This is a genomic window from Herbaspirillum sp. 3R11, from assembly GCF_004563925.1.
Lineage (GTDB): Bacteria > Pseudomonadota > Gammaproteobacteria > Burkholderiales > Burkholderiaceae_D > Herbaspirillum.
In genome coordinates this window covers 1-21,578 of the sequence record NZ_SPNJ01000001.1, presented here as the reverse complement: position 1 = coordinate 21,578, position 21,578 = coordinate 1, and the positions used below count along the sequence as shown (strand labels likewise).

Below are 21,578 nucleotides of genomic sequence, written 5' to 3'. Positions count from 1 at the left end.
TGCCCTGCTCCTCGCTGCAATGAAAATGACAACGTTCTCATTCGACGGGAACAGCGCAGTCATCCGATTCGTGTCATCCGATTCGTGTCAACCGGTTCGCGTCAACCGGTTCGCGTCATACGTAGCCGAAGGTCGCTGCCGGTTCCTTCGCCGTCTCGACCCACACGCTCTTGGTCTGCGTGTATTCATACAAGGCCTCGACGCCGCTGGAACGGCCGTAGCCGCTCTGTCCATAGCCGCCGAACGGCGAGGTCACGTTGATGGTCTTGTAGCCGTTGATCCAGAAGGTGCCGGCGTTGATATTGGCCGCCACGCGATGCGCACGCGCCACATCATTGGTCCAGACCGCGCCGGCCAGGCCGAAGTCGCTGTCGTTGGCAATGCGCACCGCGTCTTCTTCGGTGTCGAACGGAATCGCCACCACCACCGGTCCGAAGATTTCCTGCTGCGCCACCGCCATGTCGTTGCTGACGTCGGCCAATACGGTCGGCCGCACAAAGAATCCAGGTGCTGAAAAATCCTGCTCCGCCGTCGCCAGCCGCGCACCGTTGCGCACGCCTTCGGCGATCATGCCGCGCACGTGTTCGTATTGCTTGCGATTGGAAATCGGCCCGACTTCGGTCTGCGCATCGAGCGGCTGTCCGACCTTGATCCTGCTCGCACCGCTGGCCAGCATGGCGACGAATTCGTCATAGACGGAACGCTGCACCAGCAAGCGCGAACCGGCCACACAACTTTGTCCGGCTGAAGAAAAGATCGCCGCCTGCGCACCGAGGCAGGCGCGCTTGAGGTCAGCGTCTGCAAAGACGATGTTGGCCGACTTGCCGCCCAGCTCCAGCACGCATGGCAGCAAGCGGCGCGCAGCGGCTTCGGCGATCTTCTTGCCGGTTTGCGGCGAGCCGACGAACACCACTTTCTTGACGACGCGATGATCGATGGCGGCCTGGCCGACCGTGTGGCCTTGACCGGCCAGCACGTTGATCAGCCCCTTCGGCACGCCGGCCTGTTCAGCCAGCGCAGCCACCGCCAGCGAGGTGAACGGCGTCAGTTCGGATGGCTTGAGCAACACCGCGTTGCCCATGGCGATCGCCGGCGCGACCTGCCAGCCACAGGTGAAGATCGGCGCGTTCCACGGCGTGATCTGCAGCACCGCGCCGACCGGCTCGCGGCGTGTGTAATTCAGATGCGAACTCGGCACCGGAATCACGTCGCCATAAAATTTGTCGGTCCAGCCCGCGTAGTACTCGAACATCTCGGCGACCTTGCCGACTTCGCCGCGGCAATCGCGGATCGGCTTGCCGGCGCTGAGCGACTCCAGCTGCGCCAGCGCTTCGGTGTTGTCGCGGATTTTCTGGCCGACGGCGAACACGATGCGGCCGCGCGCGGCGTGCGTCAGCTTCCACCATTCAGCCTGCGCCGCCAGCGCGGCGTCGGCGGCCAGCTGCACGACTGCAGCACCGGCGTCGCGATAGCTCAGGCTGTCGGCGCCGGTGGCCGGATTCTGCAGCACCACGGCCGCGCCATCGCCCTGCACCAGCTTGCCGCCGACGTACGAGCCGACAAAGCCGGCGTCCGGGAAGAACGGGGCAAACGCCGCCAACAATTGTTCTGCTTCACTCGATTGCATGTAAGGCTCCTGATCCGGTAGGTAATTTACTTTTCGATGAACTGCACGATGCGGTTGAAATCCTCGCTATCGGCGGTGCCAGCTGCGTCCGCACTCGCGGCCCACAGACGACCGACTTCGCCCGACAGCGGCGCCGAGGTGCCGAGCTCGCTCAGCAAACCCATGGCCAGGCGCAGGTCCTTGCGCATGAGCTTCATCGTGAATCCGGAGTCGAAGGCGTCGTTGAAAATCCAGGTGGGATAGTTGACTTGCGTGATGCCGCTGCGGCCCGAGCCGGCATTGATGCCTTCGAAAATTTGTTGCGCATCGAGGCCGGCGGCGGCGGCGATGCGCGCCGCTTCGCCGGCGACGATCAGGTGCGCGCCGCACATCAGGTTGTTGAGCAGTTTGGTGACGTGGCCCGCGCCGACCGGGCCGACATGCACGCGCTTGGCGCTCATCGCTTCCAGCACCGGCGTGACCGCCGCGACGTCTTCCGCCGCACCGCCCAGCACCATGGTCATGGTGCCGGTGATGGCGCCCTTGGGACCGCCGCTGACCGGCGCATCGATGAAGCGCACGCCCTTTTCCGCCAGCGCTGCGGCGACCTTGCGCGTACTGTTGGGGTCCGCCGTGGTGGTGTCGACCACCAGCAAACCGGCTTTGGCGCCGGCAAGCACGCCGTCGGTGCCGAACACCACGGCCTCGACCACGTCCGACGTCGGCAGCGACAGGATCAGCACGTCGACTTCCGCCGCCAGCGCCGCCACGGACGCAAATGTCTGCACGCCTTCACGGGCGATGCTTTCCACCGCCGCAGGCGCCGGATCGTAGCCGGACACCGTAAAGCCGCCGCGCTGCAACGACAGCGCCATGCCGCGCCCCATGTTGCCCAAGCCTGCCACACCGATATGTTTCATGCCGCTCCTCACTGGATAAGTCGTAGGTCAAATCAGACGGGTCCAGTGTGCAAGCAGCGGGAATGAGCGTCAATTACATCGAAAAGCCAATATTGTTCTATTTATGAGAACACAGAATGTGTAGCAGGACGAATTGCAGAACGTCGTTCAGCTGGTGACCTGGAACGCCTGCATCAGCGAACTCGAGTACGACACGAAGCGATTGGCGGCCACCGACAGCTTGCGGCCGACGCGCGTGACCAGGTGCACCTCGGCTACCGCCAGCACATCGTCCTCCAGCGGAATCGCAAACAGCTCCCCCGCCGCCAGTTCGGTCGATACCGCAAAGCGCGGCAGCAGCGTCACACCCAGCTCGGATCTGACGAAGTGCTTGAGCACGTTGATGGAGTTGGTGGTGAGTGTGGGATTGAGCTTGATCTTGGCGGCGTATTCGGCCAGCGCCAGCAATTGCCGCGTACCGTAGGACGTGTGCATCAGCCCGACCGGATATTCGCTGAGCTCCTGCAAGGTGCAGGATTTGCTGTTGCGCAGCGGCGAGTTGGCGCTGACCACCGCCATCATCGGCTGCCGCTGCACCGAGCGCGAGACGATCTTGGGATCGGCCGGCGGATTGTAGACCAGGCCGATTTCGGCGATGTCTTCGGCCACCATGCGCAGCACGTCGTTGGTGCCGGCGAGGTCGAGCGAGACTGAAATCTGCGGATGGCGTTCGCAGAAATACGTCATCGGCCGGCTCATGAAATCGCTCACGAAACCTTCGCCGATGACGATGCTGACATGCCCGCGCTTGAGTCCGCGCAGGCCTTGCAGTTTGGACAACAGGTCGGCCTGGTGCGCGCCCTGCTCGCGGTAGTAGTCGATCAGCAACTGGCCCGCTTCGGTCGGCACGACGCCGCGGCGATGGCGCTCCATCACCGGGATGGCAATCTCCTGTTCGAGCAGCGTGATCTGGCGACTCACCGCCGAGGGCGCGATGTCGAGCTTGTCGGCTGCCGCGCGTACGCTGCCGCACTGGACCGCTTCAAAGAAATAGACGAGCCGCTGCTCGCTGAGTTTTTTCATCGCCCTTCCCTGCCTGTTCTGTTTTTTGAGTTGCCTCAATTAGAACAGAATCCGGGAAATGATCTCAATACACCCCGAAAGGACTCAAGCCGCCGCGCCGCTCAGCGCCGCCCTGACGAGGTCGTCGATCTCGGTGGTGATGTTCGACAGCACACCCGCAACGACGGAGAATTCCTTGCCCGCCTGACCCGCACGCGCGGCCACGATGCGCGCATTGAAGGACACCATCTTGGCCTGCTTGGCGATGGTTTCGATGTCGGTCATGATGCCGCGCAACTGCTTCTTCATCAGCACCGCATGGCGCTTGGATTGCTCTTCGTAGACGGTGGTGATCTGGTTCAGCACGCTCAGCAGCGGCGTGGTGATGCGCACCAGTTCCTCCAGCAGCGCCGGCGCATCGCGCAGTCGATCCTCGATGGCGTTGAGCGTGCGCTCGGCCAGGTTCATGAAGTAGACGATCTGCGCATCGCCGTCGAGCTTGCCGAAATAGGCTTCGCGCACTTCTTCGCAAAAAATCCCGGGTACGGTATCGGAACCCTTCACCAGCGCCGTGTGGGCGCCACGGAACAAGGCCAGTGCCTCGCGCGCGGTCTTCACCGCACCGTCGTGGCCCTGCGACGCCAGCACCGCATACAACACCAGACGCTGGGAAGTGAAACGCCTGCGCCCCGACAGATTGATCAATGCGCCGAACACTTCACCTGACAACGGCTTGATGCCGCTGTCATCCTCTCCGGTCTCGTTGTTCTGAACCAGCCTGATTTGTGCGGACGCCATCATGGCATTCCTTTCATGTGAGCCCTGGAGATATTCTTATGCAGCTTCTTTGGCCGGATGCGCCTGCTTGCGATACAGGAATTCCAGCACCGTCGTACGGTATTCGGAATACTGCGCATCCTGCGCCAGCGCCACGCGTTCGCGCGGACGCGCCAGCTTGACCTCGAGGATTTCGCCGATGGTGGCGGCCGGGCCGTTGGTCATCATGACGATGCGGTCCGACAGCAGCACCGCTTCGTCGACATCGTGCGTGACCATGACCACGGTCGACTCGGTCTTGGCGACGATCTTCAGCAACTCGTCCTGCAGATGCGCGCGGGTCAGCGCATCGAGTGCGCCGAACGGTTCATCCATCAGCAGAACCTTGGGTTCCATCGCCAGCGCGCGGGCGATGCCGACGCGCTGCTTCATGCCGCCGGAGATTTCGTTGGGACGCTTGCTCTCGGCCGCCGTCAATCCCACCAGCGCCAGTGCGGCGCGTGTGCGGTCGCGCAGCTGGGTGCGATTTTCAGTGGCGCCGAAGACGCGCTCGACGCCCAGGAAAATATTCTCGTAGCAGGTCAGCCACGGCAGCAGCGAGTGGTTCTGGAACACCACCGAACGCTCCGGCGATGGTCCGGCGATTTCGCGGTTGGCGCACAGGAGCAAACCGTCGCTCGGCTTGAGCAGGCCGGCGATCAGGTTCAGCAGCGTCGACTTGCCGCAGCCGGAGTGGCCGATCAGCGTAATGAACTCGCCCTTCTGCACGGTCAGGTTGATGTCGCGCAGCGCGTGGAAGCTGCCCTTCTTGGTGTGGAACACCATCTCGACGTCATTGATGTCGATAAACTTGTTGTGCATGTCCATCAGAATCCCCTGTTGCTTTGTTAAGCGTTAAGTCATTGCATTGCGTTGCATTGAAACCAGAATCAGCTGCTGACTTCTTCATAGGTGAAGGCCTTGGCCAGCGCCACCAGCAATTGTTCAAGGATCAGGCCCACCACGCCGATCACCACGATCGCGATGATGATGTGCGGCACGTTCAGGTTGTTCCATTCATCCCAGACCCAGAAGCCGATGCCGACGCCGCCGGTCAGCATTTCCGCCGCCACGATCACCAGCCAGGCAGTGCCGATGGCCAGACGCACGCCGGTCAGCATGTACGGCAGCACCGATGGGAACAGGATCTTGGTGAGGATCTTCCATTCCGACAGATTCAACACGCGCGCCACGTTCATGTAATCCTGCGGCACGCGCTGTACGCCGACGGCGGTGTTGATGATCATCGGCCAGATCGAGCAGATGAAGATCGACCAGATCGCGGCCGGATTGGCCGACTTGAACACGAGCAGGCCGATCGGCAACCAGGCCAGCGGCGACACTGGTTTCAGCAAGCTGATGATGGGACCGAACATGCCCGACAGGAAGCGCACGCGGCCGATCAGGAAACCCAGCGGAATGCCCACCAGCGCGGCCAGGCCGAAGCCGATCGCCACGCGCTGCAGCGAGGCCAGCACGTTCCAGCCGATGCCCTGGTCGTTCGGACCGGTGCGGTAGAACGGATCGGAAAACAACTTGATCGCTTCCTGCAAGGTCACCAGCGGCGTCGGGAAATTGCCGGTCTTGGCGGCGATGATCTGCCACACCAGCACCAGGAAAGCGAGGCCGGTGACGGGAGGCAAGATCTTCATCAGCCAACCTGCAAACGGCAGGTTTCTCCTCACCGGCTTCGTCTTCTTTACCTTCGGAACAGCAACGGCTGCGGGTGCCGCTACTTCTGCGATAGCTGGTGTCGGCTTGTCGTTCATCATCGTGTCCATGACTGCGCTCATATTGATTCCCTCACTTGATGCTGCTGCAAAATGTCCTGCGATCCAACGGCTTGACTAAGCAAGCACGCATGCATGTCTGCATGTATCCACTCAGGCCTTGACCTTGAACGAAGCGGCGTAGGCTTTCGGATTCTTGCCGTCCCATACGGTGCCGTCCATCAGCTTCGAGGTGCGCATCACGTCCTTCGGAATACTGGTCTTGGTCATGGTCGCGGCGTCCTTGTACAAGTCGATCTGGTTGACCGACTTGGCCACGGCCAGGTAGTCCGGATCATCCTTGAGCAGGCCCCAGCGACGATGCTGCGTCATGAACCACATGCCGTCCGACAGGTACGGGAAGTTGACCGCGCCGTCGTTGTAGAACTTCATGTAGTTCGGGTCGTCCCAGGTCTTGCCAAGGCCGTTCTGGTAGCGCCCCATGATGCGTTGATCGATGACGTCCTTGCTGGTGTTGACGTAGGACTTGTCGGCGATCACTTCAGCCATCTTGTTCTTGTTGGCCAGCGAGGCGTCGATCCATTTGCCGGCCTCGAGGATCGCCGCCATCATGGCGCGACAGGTGTTCGGATATTTCTTGGCGAAGTCGAGCGTGGTGCCGAGGACTTTTTCCGGATGGTCTTTCCAGATGTCCTGCGTGGTGGTGGCGGTGATGCCCACGCCATCGACGATCGCTCGGTGGCCCCAGGGCTCGCCAACGCAGAAACCATCCATGTTGCCGACCCGCATGTTGGCCACCATCTGCGGCGGCGGCACGGTGATCACCTTGGCGTCCTTCATCGGATTGATGCCGTTGGCGGCCAGCCAGTAGTACAGCCACATCGCGTGGGTGCCGGTCGGGAAGGTTTGCGCGAAAGTGTATTCGCGCTTGTCGGTTTGCATCAGCTTGGCCAGCGACGCCCCATCGACGCCGCCCTTGTCGGCGATCTTCTTCGACAGCGTGATGGCCTGGCCGTTGTTGTTCAGGCTCATGAGCACGGCCATGTCTTTCTTCTGGCCGCCGATACCCATCTGCACGCCGTAGATGAGGCCGTAGAGCACGTGCGCCGCATCCAGCTCACCGTTGGTCAGCTTGTCGCGCACGCCGGCCCAGGAGGCTTCCTTGCTGAGCACGATCTTGATGCCGTATTTCTTGTCGAAGCCGAGCACCGAGGCCATCACGACGGAAGCGCAATCGGTCAGCGGAATGAAACCGATCTTCACTTCTTCCTTCTCCGGCTTGTCGGAGCCGGCCGCCCAGGCTCCTCCCGTGGCTAGTCCCAACATGCTCGCTCCCGTTGCAAGTCCTGCAGTCTGAATCAATTGACGACGCTTGAAATCCACTTCGTTCACAGCTTCCACGGCCTTGCTCGCTTGCTCTTTGAATTCCATCGCATTCCCCATTTGTTCGGCGGCAAAAAAAAAGGCGTCCCTCCGGCATGCACTGAGTCATGTCGAAAGACGCCTTTGTCTTGGATGGATCCGACCGCCATTGGCCGGATCGTTCATTGCGCAAACCTTGCGCTAATGCAGACGATTCAGCAAAGAGCGTGCCAAGCCGCTGGGAAAATGCGTGAAAGCCGCGCCGTTCATGGGCATGGCGGCAATCCGGCGTGGTCGGATGGAAAGCAAAACGAGGGGAGTTTGTAGCGTCGGCGGCGCACCGGCTTTGTGCTGCGCACCAATTTGGCGGTGCATGCACACCGCCGCATGCGGGAAAAATGTCAGCCGAGCAAGTCTTCGACGTCCAGCAGGCGCTGGGCGATTTCCGAAAGCTTGAGGTTCTTGTTCATGGCCATGCTGCGCAGCTTTTGATAGGCCTCGTCCTCCGACAGCTTGTGACGGGACATCAGCAGGCCCTTGGCGCGCTCGATCACCTTGCGTTCGGCCAGCTTGTGCTTGGTGTCGGACAATTCGGTCAGCAGCTTCTGCTCCTGGCGGAAGCGCGCCAGCGCCACGTCGAGCACCGGCTTGATCCGTTCGGCTTGCAGCCCTGCCACGATATAGGCGGTGACGCCGGCTTCCATGGCGGCTTCCATGGTGCTGGTGTTGTCGTCTTCGGTGAACATGACGATAGGGCGGCGCTCGTCGCGCGTGGCGATGACGATGTGCTCGAGCACGTCGCGCGCATCGGACTCGGCGTCGATGATGATCATGTCGGGCTGAAGCTGGGCGATGCGCTCGGGCAGGTACAGGTCGGCCGGCAGCGAGGCGATGATGTTGTAGCCGGCCTCCAGCAAGCCGATGCGCAAGGCTTTGCCACGCTCGGCCTGCTCCTGCAGGTCGGTGTCGGTCTCATCATCGGCATGGTCGATGATGGTGTTGACGACGACAATGCGTAGATTGCGCATGTGAGGTTCCAATGTTCGCCTGGACATCGTAAATCGATTCTGAACGCGTTACGGGTCTGGGTGGATGTGGCACATCCCATACCGGATTGCACCGGCTTCATGTTGCCACACCTCCACGCTGCATGCCCGCCCGAATATCCCCGGATGCAGCGGGCGAATAGTAACCCATTTGGAAATGCCGCACACTTTCCATCATCTTGTGATGCATTCTTTTCGCGTTCTGCCTGCTGCACCGTCAGCATCATGCAAGCAAAAATCAAACCAGAAAAACGCGACGCGGTCGCATCGCCATGCCGCATTCCCTACTGCGCAACTCGCCTTTTCCTACAGGAAATTGAGGAAGACGCCTATCTACCGTAAGCAAGGCGGTTGTTAACATCCATTGCGTCAACTGCCTTCGCACAGTGGGCACTATTTTTGATTCTGCTTTCCGCCAGGAGGAGATTACCCATGTCACGTCGCATTCGTTGCCTGCCGGCCGTCGGCAAGTCCGTGCAATTCGTTACTTATTTTGCCGCCGGCAGCGCACTTGCGCTGACCTCTGCCAGCGCGCTGGCTGATCCTTCGCCGGCGCTGGATCGTTTCAGCCTGTCGGCAGGCGCCTACTATGTTGACCCGACTTTCCGGGTCAATGCCAACTCCCAATACGGCTCGTATCAGTCCGGCGACATTGACCGCGATCGCACCGCCCTGCCGCGCGTGCGCGCAGAGTTGCTGCTGTTCGACAGCCAGGGCTTGTCGTTCGACTATTTCACGTACAAAAAGAATTACGGCGGCGCCATCAACCGCACCATTCCTGTCGGCACCGGTTCAACCCTCAACGCCAACGGCGACGCCAACATCCAGGTCGACATGGCGTCGCTGGCCTACAAGTGGTGGATCGGACAAGGCAACGATGTGTTCGGTATCGGACTCGGCGCCGGCTACTATCGCGCCAAGATTGACGTCAATGCATCCGCCACACTGAACGGCGCCGCCGGCACCTTCAGCGACAGCTACTCCGAAAAGACCTGGGCGCCCCTGCTGGAACTCGGTTGGAAACATGCCTTCAGCAAAGACTTCCGCATTTATGCAGAAGCCTCCGGCGTCAAGAAAAACTGGGGCAAGGTCACCGGCCACATTTATGGTGCAGCACTCGGCGCCGAGTGGTATCCGCTGGCCAACCTCGGTATCGGCGCCGACTACGGCATCACCCGCATCAAGATCAACCGCGACGGCGGCGGCACCATCAACGACGCCAATCTGGATATTCGTCTTAAAGGGCCTTCGGCTTACGTGAAGGTCCGTTTCTAACATGGACGCAATGCGGAATTCCGCATTGCGACGATGAACGCTGCAACCCTGCAGTAACAACAAGGAGAACAACATGACACTCGGCACCATACTTCTGATCGTTCTTATTCTGATCCTGATCGGCGCCCTGCCGACCTGGCCGCATAGCCGTTCATGGGGTTATGGCCCCAGCGGGATTGCCGGCACGATCGTCATCATCCTGCTGATCCTGGTGTTGCTCGGACGACTATAGTCCGGCGGTTTTCCCTGCCACGCAGGGCAAACAGGATATGATGAGCGGCGTTGCATCTTGATGGTGCAGCGCCGTTCATTATTTCTACCGAGGAGTCTGCACCGATGAGAAAAAATCGCCGACCACATCTGCTTCTGTTGCCGCTATTGCTGGCTGCCGGCCTTGCCGCGCATGCGCCGGTGTTTGCCGCCGAAGAGGATGTTTCCCAGGAAGATCCTGCACGCTGGTATCAGGGTGACGACACCGCCCAGCTGCATTACAAGACGCTGGTAAAAGAAGCCCGCGCAGCCGGCGCCCAGGCGCTGCAGGAATGCAAGGCGCTCAAGGGCGCCGAAGCCAAAGGCTGCCGCAAGGAAGCACGCGAGAACCAGAACAGCGACCTGGCACGCGCCAAACGCATCCTCAAGACACGCAGCGCCGCCGAATAAGCAGAGAATGCACGACGAATGCGCTGACAGCGTCGACGTGAAAAAGGGGACCCACAGGTCCCCTTTTTCATTGCAGCGACGATCTGTCCGCTAGCTGCCGGCCGATACCTTGTTACTTGCCGACCTGATTACCGATCACGCCACCAACTGCTGCACCGCCGACAGTACCGATGGCGCTACCGCCCGTCAGCACTGCACCGCCAACTGCGCCGACGCCGGCGCCGACAGCCGTATCACGGTCCCGCGCCGACATGCCGCTGCAACCGCTCAGGATTGTCAGGGCACAGACAGTGATCGAAGTCACTGCGATTTTATGTGTTATTTTCATGATGACACCTCTTTAAAAAATGGTTGTTGCTGCGGTATGCAGCAGTCAATTCTTGATGACTCAAATGACGAGCCGGTAATTTTTTAGACCACGTTCAACGTGCGAGTTTCATGTCGATGGACTACGCAAACATTCGCTTACACTTTTCGCGTCCTTGGCATTGCAAGCCTGTTTTTTCAGACCGGGATACTCATACACAATGACCGCATTGCGGATCGATTGAGAATGCTTGCGCTGGACCATGTCGAGGTAGAGGAATTTCTTCTTGTCCGCGCCAGCGATGGCCTTGGACTTTGCAGTGCTCTCTTTGGTAAGCGTCAATGCCTGCGAGGCACCGTCGCTGCCCGTTGTTCCATTGGCGGCGAAGGCGGGGGAACACACCATTGCACCGGACAATACGAGCAAAGCCACTGTAGTTATTTTTTTCATAATCCCTCCCTCGACAAGTCGCACACATCACGACGCGGGAATGTTTAAGTGAATGCACCAGCGTGCACCAGCGATACCGGGTCATCATGACAAAATAGGATTGCGCTCAACAGCCGTGCTTCTCCGATTCTGCCGTAAGACGATTCCTACACATCGCCTTGGCCAAGACATGAAAATGGGAGCTGGAAGCTCCCATTTCACTAAGCGGCTTACCGGTCCTTCAGTGCTTCCTTGGCGTCGCCGTAGCTCTTCTGAACAGTGCCGTCAATTTGCTTTGCAGCGCCCTTGACTTGCTGTTCCTTGCTGTCGACGATTTCGCCGGCCTTTTGCTGGACCTTGCCTGCTACTTCTTTTGCCTTGCCTTGAACTTGATCTTTATTCATGATGATGGCTCCTGAAAGTGAAGGGACCAGTTACTGTCATCTGGAACAGTCAACTGCACACATCTCCTGAGTGGAAACGCGATGATTCATCTTAACCAGCGGCGCTTTTCAGGGCCATAAGACAGCCCCGCTTTGCAGCGTAGGACAATACGAAAAGAATGAGTCAGGGAGAGGAACCGAGCAGGAATTGACCGCGATCGGCCTGCAGCGTGCGTGCAGGCCGGAGAGGTGAGGCTGGAGGTTGGGACTCAGACGTCGGCGACAGGCGCCAGCGGAAGATGTATGGAAATGATGGAACCGTTGCCCGGCGTGGAACGTATGGCGACATTGCCGCCAAAGAATGTGGCGCGCTCGCGCAGGCCGCGCAGACCGTAAGTCTTGTTATTGTCCTGGCGCTCCTGCGGAATACCGACGCCGTTGTCGCGCACCGTCAGCGAGACCTGCTCCTCATCGACGTCGAGGATGACATCCACCTGATTCGCCTTGGCATGCTTGGTGACGTTATTGAGCATCTCCTGCAGCATGCGATAGATGGCGATTTCCATCTCGTGGCCGATCGTCACATCCTCATCAGGCAGGCTGGCCTTGCAGGTGATGCCGGTACGCTCCGCCAATTCGTCGAGCTGCTCGGTGATGGCCGCCTTGAGTCCGAACAAGTCCAGCATGTTCGGCCGCAACTCGGTCTGGATGCGTCGCGTGGTGCTCACCAGCGAACTCATCAGCCCCTGCATGCGCGGCTTGCGCTCCTGCCATTTCTCGTCTTCGGGCAAAATCTTGTAGACGCTTTCCAGATGCATGCTCAGCGCCGTGAGCGACGCGCCCATGTTGTCGTGGAGCTCACGCGCGATGGCGCGTTTCTCTTCTTCACGCACGGTTTCCAGATGGTTGGTCAGCTCGCGCAGCAAGGCGGTGCGTTCAACCACGGCTTTCTCAAGCTGGGCTTCACGTTCGCGCAGTGAATCTTCGGCGCGCTTGCGCTCAGATATGTCGGTGCTGATGCCAATCACGCCCAGCACGTTGCCGGCCTTGTCGAACCAGGGCACCCGCGTGGACTGATAGGTGAAGATGCCATGCTGCAGATGCAGCGTCTGTTCGATGGTCTCCGGCAAGCCGTGCGCCATGACGCGCTTGTCGTCCTCGTCGATGCGATCAGCCTCTTCCCGCTCGGCGAACAGTTCGCGGCTGGAGCGGTACATGGCTTCTTCCCAGGTCTTGCCGACCTGCTGCAACAGCGCGGGATTGGCAAACACCAGCAAGCCCTGGCGATTCTTCACGAAGATCGGTTCACGGGTGCTGTCGCTGACCGCGGTCAGCAGGGAATTGGCCTCGGCCAGCTTGGCCGCACTCTGCATGCGCGCGCCGTATTCACGATCAAGTCTGCCGGCGAAACGCCAGAACACGAACACTACCAGCGCGCCGTCAATCAGGGTCAGGAACGGCAGCATCAGCTGATCGGAATAGAAGCCGCGCTCTGCGCCCTTCGCCACCAGCAGATTGAGCAGCAGGATCAGGAAAAGCATGGACGGCAACAAGCGCCGCAGCATGTTGCCCCCCGGCGCATGGCCGATGATGATGGACATCAGCCGGTGCGACGGCCGCGCCATCAGCAAGGCAGCACCCAGCAACAGGAAGCCCAGTGCCGTCAGCAAGGGGATGCCGGTGGAATAACGCAGGAAGGTCAGTTTGCTGATGCCGTACAGATAACCGACCAGCGGAATCGCGCTCAGGCCGATCAGGATGAATGCCAGATATTCAGCGGGATAGTGGCCGCCGCGAATGCGCAAGTCTTGCAGCAACAGGATCAGCGCAGTGAGCAGGAAGCAGCCTGCCGCCAGCGGATGGATCTCGGCTCCGAATGCGCTTCCCGCCATGGAAAGCACCGGCAAGGCGGCATGCAGCAACTTCACGCCGAACAGATTCTGCAGCAGGAAGCCGGCGCTCAGAAGCAACAGCAGCACGGCGAGCACGCGGGCCGCCAACGCCAGCTTGCGGCTTGTCTTGCCGACATTCAGACATTGCAGGTAGAGGGCCGCGCCCGAGAGGATGAAGCCGGCTGCCGAGCTGCCCTGGACGGCGATCAGGTCGGCCAGGATCTTGCGGTAGCCGTCGTCGGCGTAGCAACTGATGAGCACCACCACGCCGAATAGCGCGATGATCATCGCCAGGCTCATGGCGGCGCTGATGATGCTGGCAAAATTGGCCTGGGTGGCGACGTAGTGTTCGAGCGAAGAGCTTTCGCCGATATCGTTTCTGACTGACGTCATGTGCATGTGCTGAAGCCCCTGATTTTTTCGTTGGCCGCGCAGCGAGGCGCGGCGGCATGCATAGACATTATATTGGGTTACCGCATCGTGGCGGCGTGGCATCGTGGCCTCGCGCCATGGCGATGCGAACGCTTGGGAGTCGGGACAAGGTCCCTGACAGAGAATACTAAGCCGAGCTAGGCTGAGGCGAATCCGTGCGACGAATTGCTTTTTCCCGCTACGCCGCGCCCGCTGATACGCTCGATCAGGCTGCGCAGTTTGGTGAATTCCGAGGATTTGTCAAAGAAGAACTGTACGCCGTACTGAACGCCGACGCGACGATAGGTCGAACTGACATGATTGCTGAAGATGATCTTGAGTTCGTCATGGCGGCGCTTTCCGGTGCGCGCCAACGATTGCAGCAAATGCATGCCGTTGCCCTGCTTGAGCTGGATGTCGAGGATGAGCACGTCATAGTTCTCATTTTCCAGACGCGCCATGGCGTCCTGCTCGGTTTCGGAATAGCCGGCCAGCTCCACACCCGGAATCTCGGCAAGACTCTCAATGATGAGATCCCGCACATCCTCCGAGTCTTCAACCAGGAAGATCTTAAGCGGAGCATCCGGTGAATGCCCCTTTCTTGTCGCCAGTTCTTGCAATACATCTTCCATGATAGCTACCCAAAAACATCCAACATCAATGCGGCACACTGCCGCCCGTCTCCCGCTTCGTCATGTCTGCCCAGACCTGCAATCCTGCAGTCAGTCGATCAGGTTGTTCTTGATCGCGTAATAAATAATGTCGGCGTTGTTCGCCATGTTCATCTTCTGCAGCACACGTGAGCGGTACGTGCTCACTGTCTTGACGCTGAGGCAAAGTTCATCGGCGATTTGCGTCACGCCCTGACCTTGCCCGAGCTTGTAGAAAATTTCGTATTCGCGCTGAGACAAAGTCTCATGCAGCGGTTTTTCCGAATCCACCGGATCGGTGGTCAGCAGCTCGGCCACGCCGTAGCTGATGTATTTGTGCCCGCGCAAAATGGTATTGATCGCGCTCACCAGATCGGTCGCGAGCGCTTCTTTCTGCACGTAGCCGCTGGCGCCGCTGCGCAATACCTGCACCGCATAGCGGCTTTCGGGATGCATGCTGAGCATCAGGACCGGCAGGTTGGGCTTTTCGCGCTTGATCTGTTTCAACACTTCGACGCCGCTCTTGTCCGGCATCGCGATATCGAGAAGGACAATGTCCCACTCCTGGGTGCGCACCAGACGGATCGCTTCTTCCGCCGTACTGGCTTCGCCGCCGACTTCCATGTTCGGGATATCAGCAATGAAATGCTGAACGCCGGCGCGCACTACTGCGTGATCATCGACTACTAATATTTTTGTCATAGTTTTTACCAGCATCAAAGCAATGCTGCATATCTCTCATTGATCAGGCAAATGCGGTCAAACTGCCGGTGCTGCAGCCTGTCCATCATTTGTTCAGAGTGATCCGGGGATCCGGACGTCTTCCGCGGCTAACTATACCTCAACGATTGCAAATTTCGTACCATTTGAATGCATCTCAGGGTGGCGGTCGCCGAAGCGAGCGCCACCCTGACCGACCGGCGACTTACTTCAGACGCAGATCGTTCTTGACCGAAGTCACGCCCTTGACGCCGCGAGCCAGTTCAGTCGCACGGCTGGCTGCCGTTGCCGAACTGACAAAACCGCTCAGTTGGACCACGCCCTTGTAGGTTTCGACGTTGATTTCGGTCGACTTCAGGTTCGGCTCGTTGACGATGGCGGCCTTCACCTTGGTGGTGATGACGGCGTCATCGACGTACTCGCCGGTGCCTTCCTTGTTCGGGCCGGAAGCGCAACCGACCAGCGACACCATCATCAGTGCGAGGAAAAAGCCTGTAATACGTTTGGTCAAAGATAAAGTCATGATGAATCTCCTGTTGGTAATTTCAATTCGTGTTGCCTGCGATTTTTTATGGAGAAGCATCGCTACCTCTCCATGACCTTACTGCGATACTCGATTGCTCGATTATTCAGTTACATCTGGGCATATCCGGAGATATGACCCGGATTACTTGGCGTACTTCACCTTGGCGTCGGCTTGGCACTTGTCCTTCGTTGCGCCGCTCATTGCGTCGCACTTTTCCTTGGCGGCATCGTATTCAGCGTCGTTGCTGGTTTTCTTTGCGTCTTTCTTTGCATCAGTCGTCTTGCGCTTGGCCTTGGCGTCGGCTACTGCTGTTTCATGAGTAGCCTTGGCTTCCTTCTGGCAGACGTCCTGTTCATTGCCCTTGAGCGGTTTGCACTTGGCCTTGGCAGTCTTGTAGTCTGCATCGGCGGAGGCCACGTCGGCCTTGTATTGCGATTTGACGGCATCTGCTGCGCTGGCCAGGCCATGGGCGCCCAATGCGGCGGAAGTCAGGATACAAGCGGCGATGATTTTTTTCATGAGTAAGCTCCTCTGGTTTTTAACAAATTGATTTTTTTGCGCCGGGGTGCGGCAGACAGCTCTGTTCGAACTGCAGGAAAGATCAGTGACGCCAATCCTTGTGGTTCTCTTCAAATGCCTTGATCTGCTTCTCGGTTTCGTCCTTGTTGATGCCGTAGACTTCCTGGATGCGGCCGGCCAGCTGTTCGCGCTTGCCGTTGATGGTGTCGAGTTGATCGTCGGTCAGCTTGCCCCATTGTTCCTTGGCCTTGCCTTTGAACTGCTTCCAGTTGCCTTCGATGATGTCCCAATTCATATTTTTCTCCTTTACGGTGATGGCACGAGTGCCGAATTTTGTACTCGTCCGGCTCAGATGCCGGACAGACGCAGTCAATCGAGCAAGTCGCTCATGTCGTCGGCGTGCTCTTCTTCCTTCGCCATGATGGAAATGAGCAAATGCTTGGTGGTCGGGTCGTCATCTCCGATACGTTCGATCATCTGCCGATACGTTTCGATGGCGATGCGCTCGGCGATCAGATTGGCGCGGATCATCGACTTGATGTCGCTGGAATCGTCATAGTCGGCATGGCTGCGCTCGGACAACTTGCTCGGATTGAAATCCGGCTCGCCGTTCAATTGCACGATGCGTTCTGCGATCTGATTGGCGTGCGCTTCTTCTTCAGCAGCGTGCTCCAGGAACTCGGCCTTGATCGGCTCGTTCTCCAGGCCGGTGGCAGTGAAGTAGTGACGCTTGTAACGCAGTACGCAGACCAGTTCGGTCGCCAAAGCGTCATTGAGCATCGCCACGACTTCTTCACGATTACCCTTGTAACCTTGGGTCACGGCGCCGTCGCTGATCTTCTTTGCGGCTTCGCGCACCTTATCGCGGTCGATATGGAACGGCTCACCTGAAATATGGCTGACCGTCGATGGTTTGCTTGACATGATGATGTTCCTTTATCCGATTGGCTGTATGGCTGCTGATGGCTACGAATTACGAATAGCGAGCGATGACGAAGCAGTGAATGCTCAACGTTCACCGGTGCGCGACACGCACAAGCCCAGCAAGAGGCCGACGCCGGTGGAAATCGCGATGGCGCGCCATGGATTCGATTGCACGTAGTCGTCGGTGGTGGAGGCGATCTCCTTGCCGGTCTGGACCACATAGGATTGGATGCCTTGCGCCTTGATGAAGGCGCGATCCAGGATTTCCTCGCCCTTGGCGCGCAGATCTTCGGCTTTCTTGCCGGTAGTTGCTGCGGCTTCGGTGAACAACTCCTGTGCTTCCTGCAGCAGGACCTGGACATCGCTACGGACGGTTCGCAATTTTTCTTCGCGCATTTCTTGCCTCTCTTTCGTGTTGGTTGTCAGCTTCTGTAGCGGGCGGCATCGTCTGGATGCCGACACTCAATACATGAAGTACTGAAGAATGAGCAGCATCACCAGAGGCATGCCCAGTAACCAGCAAATCACCAGTTTTTCTTTTTCCATGGTTGCACCCGTTTCGATCGTTCTTGTGTTGAAACGAACCGCTTGTCTCTTCCTTGCTAATTCCTCGACTGCATTCGGTTACTGCTGTATTCCGTGCTTGCTTCCTGCTTGCTGCTTGCGCCGATAAGTCGGTAACTGAACGATACTGGCAGCGGCGTTTGTCAGCGATAGGACTGCGGCTCATTACCTTGTAGGACAAGCCCGCAATCGACTGTCATCAAGGCGTTGCGTCCTGCGACAGTTCATCCCTGACGGGCATGGCCGGCGTGATGACGTTGCCGCCCTCGCCTTCCCAGCGATGCAGCGCCTTGCGCTGCAAACGAGCCTCACGGGTCGACAAACGATTGGCACAGACATTCAGGACTGCAACGACTGCAGCGCCGGTCAATCCCAACGTCAGCAAAAGATTTCTTGTATTCAGCATGGTCGGCTCCCTGATTTAATAATTCTGCAGCGCTGATCAGGCAGACATGTGCTGCTTGAGCGAACGCTTGATAAGCTGGCGTGCTTCACCCATCGTGCGCTGCACTTTACCGGCTTGCTGCAATTGCGCGGCGTGACGAAGGTGCGTCTGATCGTGCATCAGGCCGGCCAGGTTTTCTTCCAGGCGAGCTATGGCGATTTTCATGGTGCCAAGCAGTTGATCTTTGTTCATGACGCGCTCCTCGGTGGTTGGATGGGTGAAGCAGTGGGACAGATCGTAGCAATGCCTGTTGGCAAGAGGTATAGGACGCCCGCCCATTGTCTTGTAGGACAAGATGAGAACCCACGCCCACAAAGGGATTCAGGAGATTGAGGCGGAATATTTACCGGCATTTTCCCTTCCTCTCCTACAACAGTTTGCGCAGGCGTCTGATGGCGGCTGGGCGCAGCGGCAACTACGATGCAGACATTGGATAGCGGCGCTGTGCCGTTGCCCGATAGATGACAGATTTGCACGACGCCAGTGTGGCTTCCGGCTGAATCCGAAGCCGGCGTGCGCATCTTCCCGGGCGTCTGACCCGCCTGACCTCACTCTTGAACAAGGAGCAAGCCATGGGTAAATATTTCCTCGCCTGGATACTCGGTGTCCCTGCATTCGTACTGGTGCTGATTTACTTTTTTGTGCACTGAATTTCGCACATTGGGGCACCGGCAGAATCGACAGAAAAATAATATTTCTTTTCCACTCTTCGACTGAAAGGCACATCATGAAAAACGACCGACTGATTGACACCCTGAACGACCTGATCCAGATCTCCAAGGACGGCGAAGAGGGTTTCCGGACCTGCGCCGAAGATGCCTCGGAACGTCAGGCCTACTACAAGACCCAGTTCCTGGAACGCTCGCAAGCCTGCGGCCAGACCGTGCTGGAATTGCAAAACCTGGTGCGCGCGCTGGGTGGCGATCCCGCCACGCACAGCAGCGTGAGCGGCACCCTGCACCGCCAATGGGTCAACATCAAGAGCGCCATCATGGGCAAGGATGATGAAGCCATCCTGAACGAGTGCGAGCGCGGTGAAGACGCTGCCGTCAACGCATATCGCAAGGCATTGTCCGAAGATCTGCCGAGCGACGTTCGACTGATTGTGGAACGCCAGTATCAGGGCGTGCTGGCCAACCATGATCGCGTGAAGGCATTGCGCGATCAGGTACGCGCCAAGAAGGCGGCGTAAGCGTCTCCTTCACGACGCCATAAAAAAAGCGGCCTGCGGGCCGCTTTTTTTATGGGTGAATTGAACGCTTATTTCTTGTGCTGCTTCAGTTGCAGCGCAAGGTCGTGCAGCGCTATCAACAGAGTCTTGATGAATTCACGGGTCGGCTCATGCGTGAGCTTGCCGTCAGCGAAACGATCGCCGGCGCCGCCGATCATGACTTCCGGCTTGTTCAGGAATTTAAGGTCCAGGAACACGCCGATCTGACGCAGGTGATATTGCGCACGTGCGGTGCCAACGGCGCCTGGACTGGCGCCCATGATCGCAGCCGCCTTGCCGGCAAACGGTTGTTCCGGCGGACGCGAAGCCCAGTCGATGGCATTTTTCAGCAAGCCGGGAATGGAATAGTTGTATTCCGGCGTGGAGAACAGAATCGCGTCAGCCTCGGCGATCTGCTTGCGGAAACGCTCCACCGAAGGTGGCCATCCCTTGGCGCGCACGTCGTCGTTGTACAGCGGAATATCGGAAATGTCGGCCTGGATCAGGCGCACGCCGGGCGGCAGCAACTCCGCTGCGGCATGCAGCGCGGCAGTGTTGTACGAACCCGCGCGCAGGCTGCCGGAAATGCCGAGGATGGTGATCGGGGTATCGCTCATATCTGTGCCTTTTTATGAAAATGGAAAGAAGAGGAAAACGTAAAACCACCAACCCATGCTACACCACGCGCACAGGTTTTTTGTCCTACGCCTCGCCCAGATACGCCGCCTTGACGCGCGGATCATTCAGCATTTCCTTCGCATTGCCGGTCATGGTGATCAGCCCCGACTCCATCACATAACCGCGGTGCGCCGCTTCCAGCGCCAGCTTGGCGTTTTGCTCCACCAGCAGGATGGTGATGCCCTGCGCCGATACATTGCGGATCACCTCGAAGATCTTCTCCACCATGATCGGCGACAGGCCCATCGACGGTTCATCCAGCAGCAACAGCTTCGGATGGCTCATCAGCGCGCGCGCCATGGCCAGCATCTGCTGCTCGCCGCCGGAGAGCGTGCCGGCCATCTGGCTGGCGCGCTCCTTCAGGCGCGGAAACACGCTGAACCAGTGCTCGATGTCCTGCGCGATCTGCTGCTTGTCGTCGCTGGTGTAGGCGCCCATCAAGAGGTTCTCGTGGATGCTCATGCGCGTAAAGACGCCGCGTCCTTCCGGCACCATCGCCAGCTTTTGTTGCACGAGGTTGAAGGAGCTTTGGCCCTTCAAGGGCTGGCCCAGATAGCTGATGTGACCTTGCACTTTCGAGTCGGGCAAGGTGCCGGTGATGGCTTTCAAGGTGGTGGTCTTGCCGGCGCCGTTGGCGCCGATCAGCGTCACCAGTTCGCCTTCATTGACTTCCAGGCTCGCGCCCTTGACGGCCTTGATGCCGCCGTAGGCGACGCTCAGGTCTTCAACTTTTAAGATGTTCGTTGTCATTGTCGTGTGTCCTGCGGGCTTAATGGGAAGCGCCTAAGTAGGCTTCAATCACGGCGGGATTTTTTTGCACATCCGCCGGCACACCTTCGGCAATCGGCTTGCCGTAGTCCAGCACGGTGAGACGGTTGCACAGGCCCATCATCAGTTTGACGTCATGTTCGATCAGCAGGATGGTCTTGCCTTCGGCCTGGATCTTCACCAGCAACTCGCGCAGGCCGATCTTCTCGGTGGCGTTCATGCCGGCGGCAGGTTCGTCCAGCGCCAGCAGTTGCGGTTCCGTCGCCAATGCGCGCGCAATTTCCAGTCTTCTCTGATCGCCGTAGGACAGGTGACGCGCGGTTCTGGAGGCGAATTTGCCGATGCCGACGAAGTCGAGCAGCTTTTGCGACTTGTCCTTGATTTGGGCTTCTTCGTCGCGTGCGGCCTTGTGACGGAACACGGCGCCGAAGACGTTCTGCTTGGTGCGAACGTGGCAGCCGACCATGACGTTTTCCAGCACGGTCATGTCGCCGAACAGGCGGATGTTCTGGAAGGTGCGGGCGATGCCGGCCTTGGCCACTTCGTGCGGGGCGCTCGGGCTGTACGGTTTGCCGGCCAGCTCGAAGCTGCCGGTGTCGGGCTGGTACAGCCCGGTGATGACGTTGAAGAAGGTGGTCTTGCCGGCGCCGTTGGGGCCGATCAGGCCGTAGATCTGGCCTTGTTCAATCGTCAGGC

At 58.9% G+C, this 21,578-nt stretch carries 28 protein-coding genes; 4 read left to right on the top strand and 24 right to left on the bottom strand.

Annotated features, from left to right (window positions below):
* Positions 1-115 precede the first annotated feature (115 nt).
* The 8 genes from E4P32_RS00140 to E4P32_RS00105 form a co-directional block, all read right to left on the bottom strand.
* On the bottom strand, positions 116-1,627 hold the full coding sequence (locus E4P32_RS00140) for an aldehyde dehydrogenase family protein (RefSeq protein ID WP_116433807.1): 1,512 nt from the start codon (positions 1,625-1,627) through the stop codon (positions 116-118).
* Between the two features lie 26 nt (positions 1,628-1,653).
* Positions 1,654-2,526, bottom strand: a complete 873-nt coding sequence (locus E4P32_RS00135) for an NAD(P)-dependent oxidoreductase (protein ID WP_116433808.1) — start codon at positions 2,524-2,526, stop codon at positions 1,654-1,656.
* 147 nt (positions 2,527-2,673) lie between these two features.
* Positions 2,674-3,588: a LysR family transcriptional regulator gene (locus E4P32_RS00130; protein WP_116433809.1), complete on the bottom strand. Its 915-nt coding sequence runs from the start codon at positions 3,586-3,588 to the stop codon at positions 2,674-2,676.
* 84 nt (positions 3,589-3,672) lie between these two features.
* The gene (locus E4P32_RS00125; protein ID WP_116433810.1) at positions 3,673-4,368 is read right to left on the bottom strand and encodes a methyl-accepting chemotaxis protein; all 696 of its coding nucleotides are present in this window, start codon (positions 4,366-4,368) and stop codon (positions 3,673-3,675) included.
* Positions 4,369-4,401: 33 nt separating this feature from the next.
* Positions 4,402-5,211 (bottom strand): ABC transporter ATP-binding protein, encoded by an 810-nt coding sequence (locus E4P32_RS00120; protein ID WP_116433811.1) that lies wholly within the window; start codon positions 5,209-5,211, stop codon positions 4,402-4,404.
* Positions 5,212-5,273: 62 nt separating this feature from the next.
* Positions 5,274-6,176, bottom strand: coding sequence for a nitrate ABC transporter permease (gene ntrB / locus E4P32_RS00115; protein ID WP_116433812.1), 903 nt, complete (start codon positions 6,174-6,176; stop codon positions 5,274-5,276).
* A gap of 90 nt (positions 6,177-6,266) precedes the next feature.
* Positions 6,267-7,439, bottom strand: a complete 1,173-nt coding sequence (locus E4P32_RS00110; RefSeq protein WP_233526596.1) for a CmpA/NrtA family ABC transporter substrate-binding protein — start codon at positions 7,437-7,439, stop codon at positions 6,267-6,269.
* Positions 7,440-7,876: 437 nt separating this feature from the next.
* The gene (locus E4P32_RS00105; protein ID WP_116433814.1) at positions 7,877-8,503 is read right to left on the bottom strand and encodes an ANTAR domain-containing protein; all 627 of its coding nucleotides are present in this window, start codon (positions 8,501-8,503) and stop codon (positions 7,877-7,879) included.
* A gap of 450 nt (positions 8,504-8,953) precedes the next feature.
* Here E4P32_RS00105 and E4P32_RS00100 point away from each other — a divergent pair, with 450 nt between their 5' ends.
* The 3 genes from E4P32_RS00100 to E4P32_RS00090 all read left to right on the top strand — a co-directional run bounded on the left by E4P32_RS00100 (position 8,954) and on the right by E4P32_RS00090 (position 10,456).
* A complete protein-coding gene (locus tag E4P32_RS00100) occupies positions 8,954-9,796 on the top strand; it encodes an autotransporter outer membrane beta-barrel domain-containing protein (RefSeq protein WP_116433815.1) in 843 nt (280 codons plus the stop codon).
* Positions 9,797-9,869: 73 nt separating this feature from the next.
* Entirely contained in the window at positions 9,870-10,028 is a 159-nt protein-coding gene (locus E4P32_RS00095) for a DUF3309 family protein (protein ID WP_083458346.1), read from the top strand.
* A 104-nt stretch (positions 10,029-10,132) separates the two neighbouring features.
* Positions 10,133-10,456, top strand: coding sequence for a hypothetical protein (locus E4P32_RS00090; RefSeq protein ID WP_233526597.1), 324 nt, complete (start codon positions 10,133-10,135; stop codon positions 10,454-10,456).
* Between the two features lie 112 nt (positions 10,457-10,568).
* Here the strand turns inward: E4P32_RS00090 and E4P32_RS00085 are convergent, their stop codons facing one another.
* The 13 genes from E4P32_RS00085 to E4P32_RS00025 all read right to left on the bottom strand — a co-directional run bounded on the left by E4P32_RS00085 (position 10,569) and on the right by E4P32_RS00025 (position 18,418).
* Complete coding sequence (locus E4P32_RS00085) at positions 10,569-10,784, bottom strand: glycine zipper 2TM domain-containing protein (protein WP_116433817.1); 216 nt, start codon at positions 10,782-10,784, stop codon at positions 10,569-10,571.
* 108 nt (positions 10,785-10,892) lie between these two features.
* A complete protein-coding gene (locus tag E4P32_RS00080) occupies positions 10,893-11,213 on the bottom strand; it encodes a hypothetical protein (protein WP_116433818.1) in 321 nt (106 codons plus the stop codon).
* Between the two features lie 209 nt (positions 11,214-11,422).
* Entirely contained in the window at positions 11,423-11,596 is a 174-nt protein-coding gene (locus tag E4P32_RS00075; protein WP_116433819.1) for a CsbD family protein, read from the bottom strand.
* A gap of 248 nt (positions 11,597-11,844) precedes the next feature.
* A complete protein-coding gene (locus E4P32_RS00070; RefSeq protein ID WP_233526598.1) occupies positions 11,845-13,860 on the bottom strand; it encodes an ATP-binding protein in 2,016 nt (671 codons plus the stop codon).
* Between the two features lie 176 nt (positions 13,861-14,036).
* Complete coding sequence (locus tag E4P32_RS00065) at positions 14,037-14,510, bottom strand: response regulator (RefSeq protein WP_116433821.1); 474 nt, start codon at positions 14,508-14,510, stop codon at positions 14,037-14,039.
* 90 nt (positions 14,511-14,600) lie between these two features.
* Positions 14,601-15,230 carry a response regulator transcription factor gene (locus E4P32_RS00060; protein ID WP_029363191.1) on the bottom strand — a complete coding sequence of 210 codons (630 nt, stop codon included), beginning with the start codon at positions 15,228-15,230 and terminating at the stop codon, positions 14,601-14,603.
* A 223-nt stretch (positions 15,231-15,453) separates the two neighbouring features.
* Entirely contained in the window at positions 15,454-15,771 is a 318-nt protein-coding gene (locus E4P32_RS00055) for a BON domain-containing protein (protein WP_116433822.1), read from the bottom strand.
* Positions 15,772-15,915: 144 nt separating this feature from the next.
* Positions 15,916-16,293 carry a cell envelope biogenesis protein TolA gene (locus tag E4P32_RS00050; RefSeq protein ID WP_116433823.1) on the bottom strand — a complete coding sequence of 126 codons (378 nt, stop codon included), beginning with the start codon at positions 16,291-16,293 and terminating at the stop codon, positions 15,916-15,918.
* Positions 16,294-16,375: 82 nt separating this feature from the next.
* Entirely contained in the window at positions 16,376-16,588 is a 213-nt protein-coding gene (locus E4P32_RS00045; RefSeq protein ID WP_116433824.1) for a CsbD family protein, read from the bottom strand.
* A 74-nt stretch (positions 16,589-16,662) separates the two neighbouring features.
* Complete coding sequence (locus tag E4P32_RS00040) at positions 16,663-17,217, bottom strand: ferritin-like domain-containing protein (RefSeq protein ID WP_167735757.1); 555 nt, start codon at positions 17,215-17,217, stop codon at positions 16,663-16,665.
* Positions 17,218-17,301: 84 nt separating this feature from the next.
* Entirely contained in the window at positions 17,302-17,613 is a 312-nt protein-coding gene (locus E4P32_RS00035; RefSeq protein ID WP_116433825.1) for a DUF883 family protein, read from the bottom strand.
* Positions 17,614-17,980: 367 nt separating this feature from the next.
* On the bottom strand, positions 17,981-18,187 hold the full coding sequence (locus tag E4P32_RS00030) for a hypothetical protein (RefSeq protein WP_135008688.1): 207 nt from the start codon (positions 18,185-18,187) through the stop codon (positions 17,981-17,983).
* A gap of 36 nt (positions 18,188-18,223) precedes the next feature.
* Positions 18,224-18,418 (bottom strand): hypothetical protein, encoded by a 195-nt coding sequence (locus E4P32_RS00025; RefSeq protein WP_116433827.1) that lies wholly within the window; start codon positions 18,416-18,418, stop codon positions 18,224-18,226.
* A gap of 535 nt (positions 18,419-18,953) precedes the next feature.
* Here E4P32_RS00025 and E4P32_RS00020 point away from each other — a divergent pair.
* Complete coding sequence (locus tag E4P32_RS00020; RefSeq protein ID WP_116433828.1) at positions 18,954-19,418, top strand: PA2169 family four-helix-bundle protein; 465 nt, start codon at positions 18,954-18,956, stop codon at positions 19,416-19,418.
* Positions 19,419-19,486: 68 nt separating this feature from the next.
* Here the strand turns inward: E4P32_RS00020 and E4P32_RS00015 are convergent, their stop codons facing one another.
* The 3 genes from E4P32_RS00015 to E4P32_RS00005 form a co-directional block, all read right to left on the bottom strand.
* Positions 19,487-20,053, bottom strand: coding sequence for an NADPH-dependent FMN reductase (locus tag E4P32_RS00015; protein ID WP_116433829.1), 567 nt, complete (start codon positions 20,051-20,053; stop codon positions 19,487-19,489).
* Positions 20,054-20,138: 85 nt separating this feature from the next.
* Complete coding sequence (locus E4P32_RS00010) at positions 20,139-20,864, bottom strand: ABC transporter ATP-binding protein (protein ID WP_116433830.1); 726 nt, start codon at positions 20,862-20,864, stop codon at positions 20,139-20,141.
* A gap of 19 nt (positions 20,865-20,883) precedes the next feature.
* On the bottom strand, positions 20,884-21,578 hold a 695-nt coding region (locus E4P32_RS00005; RefSeq protein ID WP_135008687.1), incomplete at its 5' end, for an ABC transporter ATP-binding protein.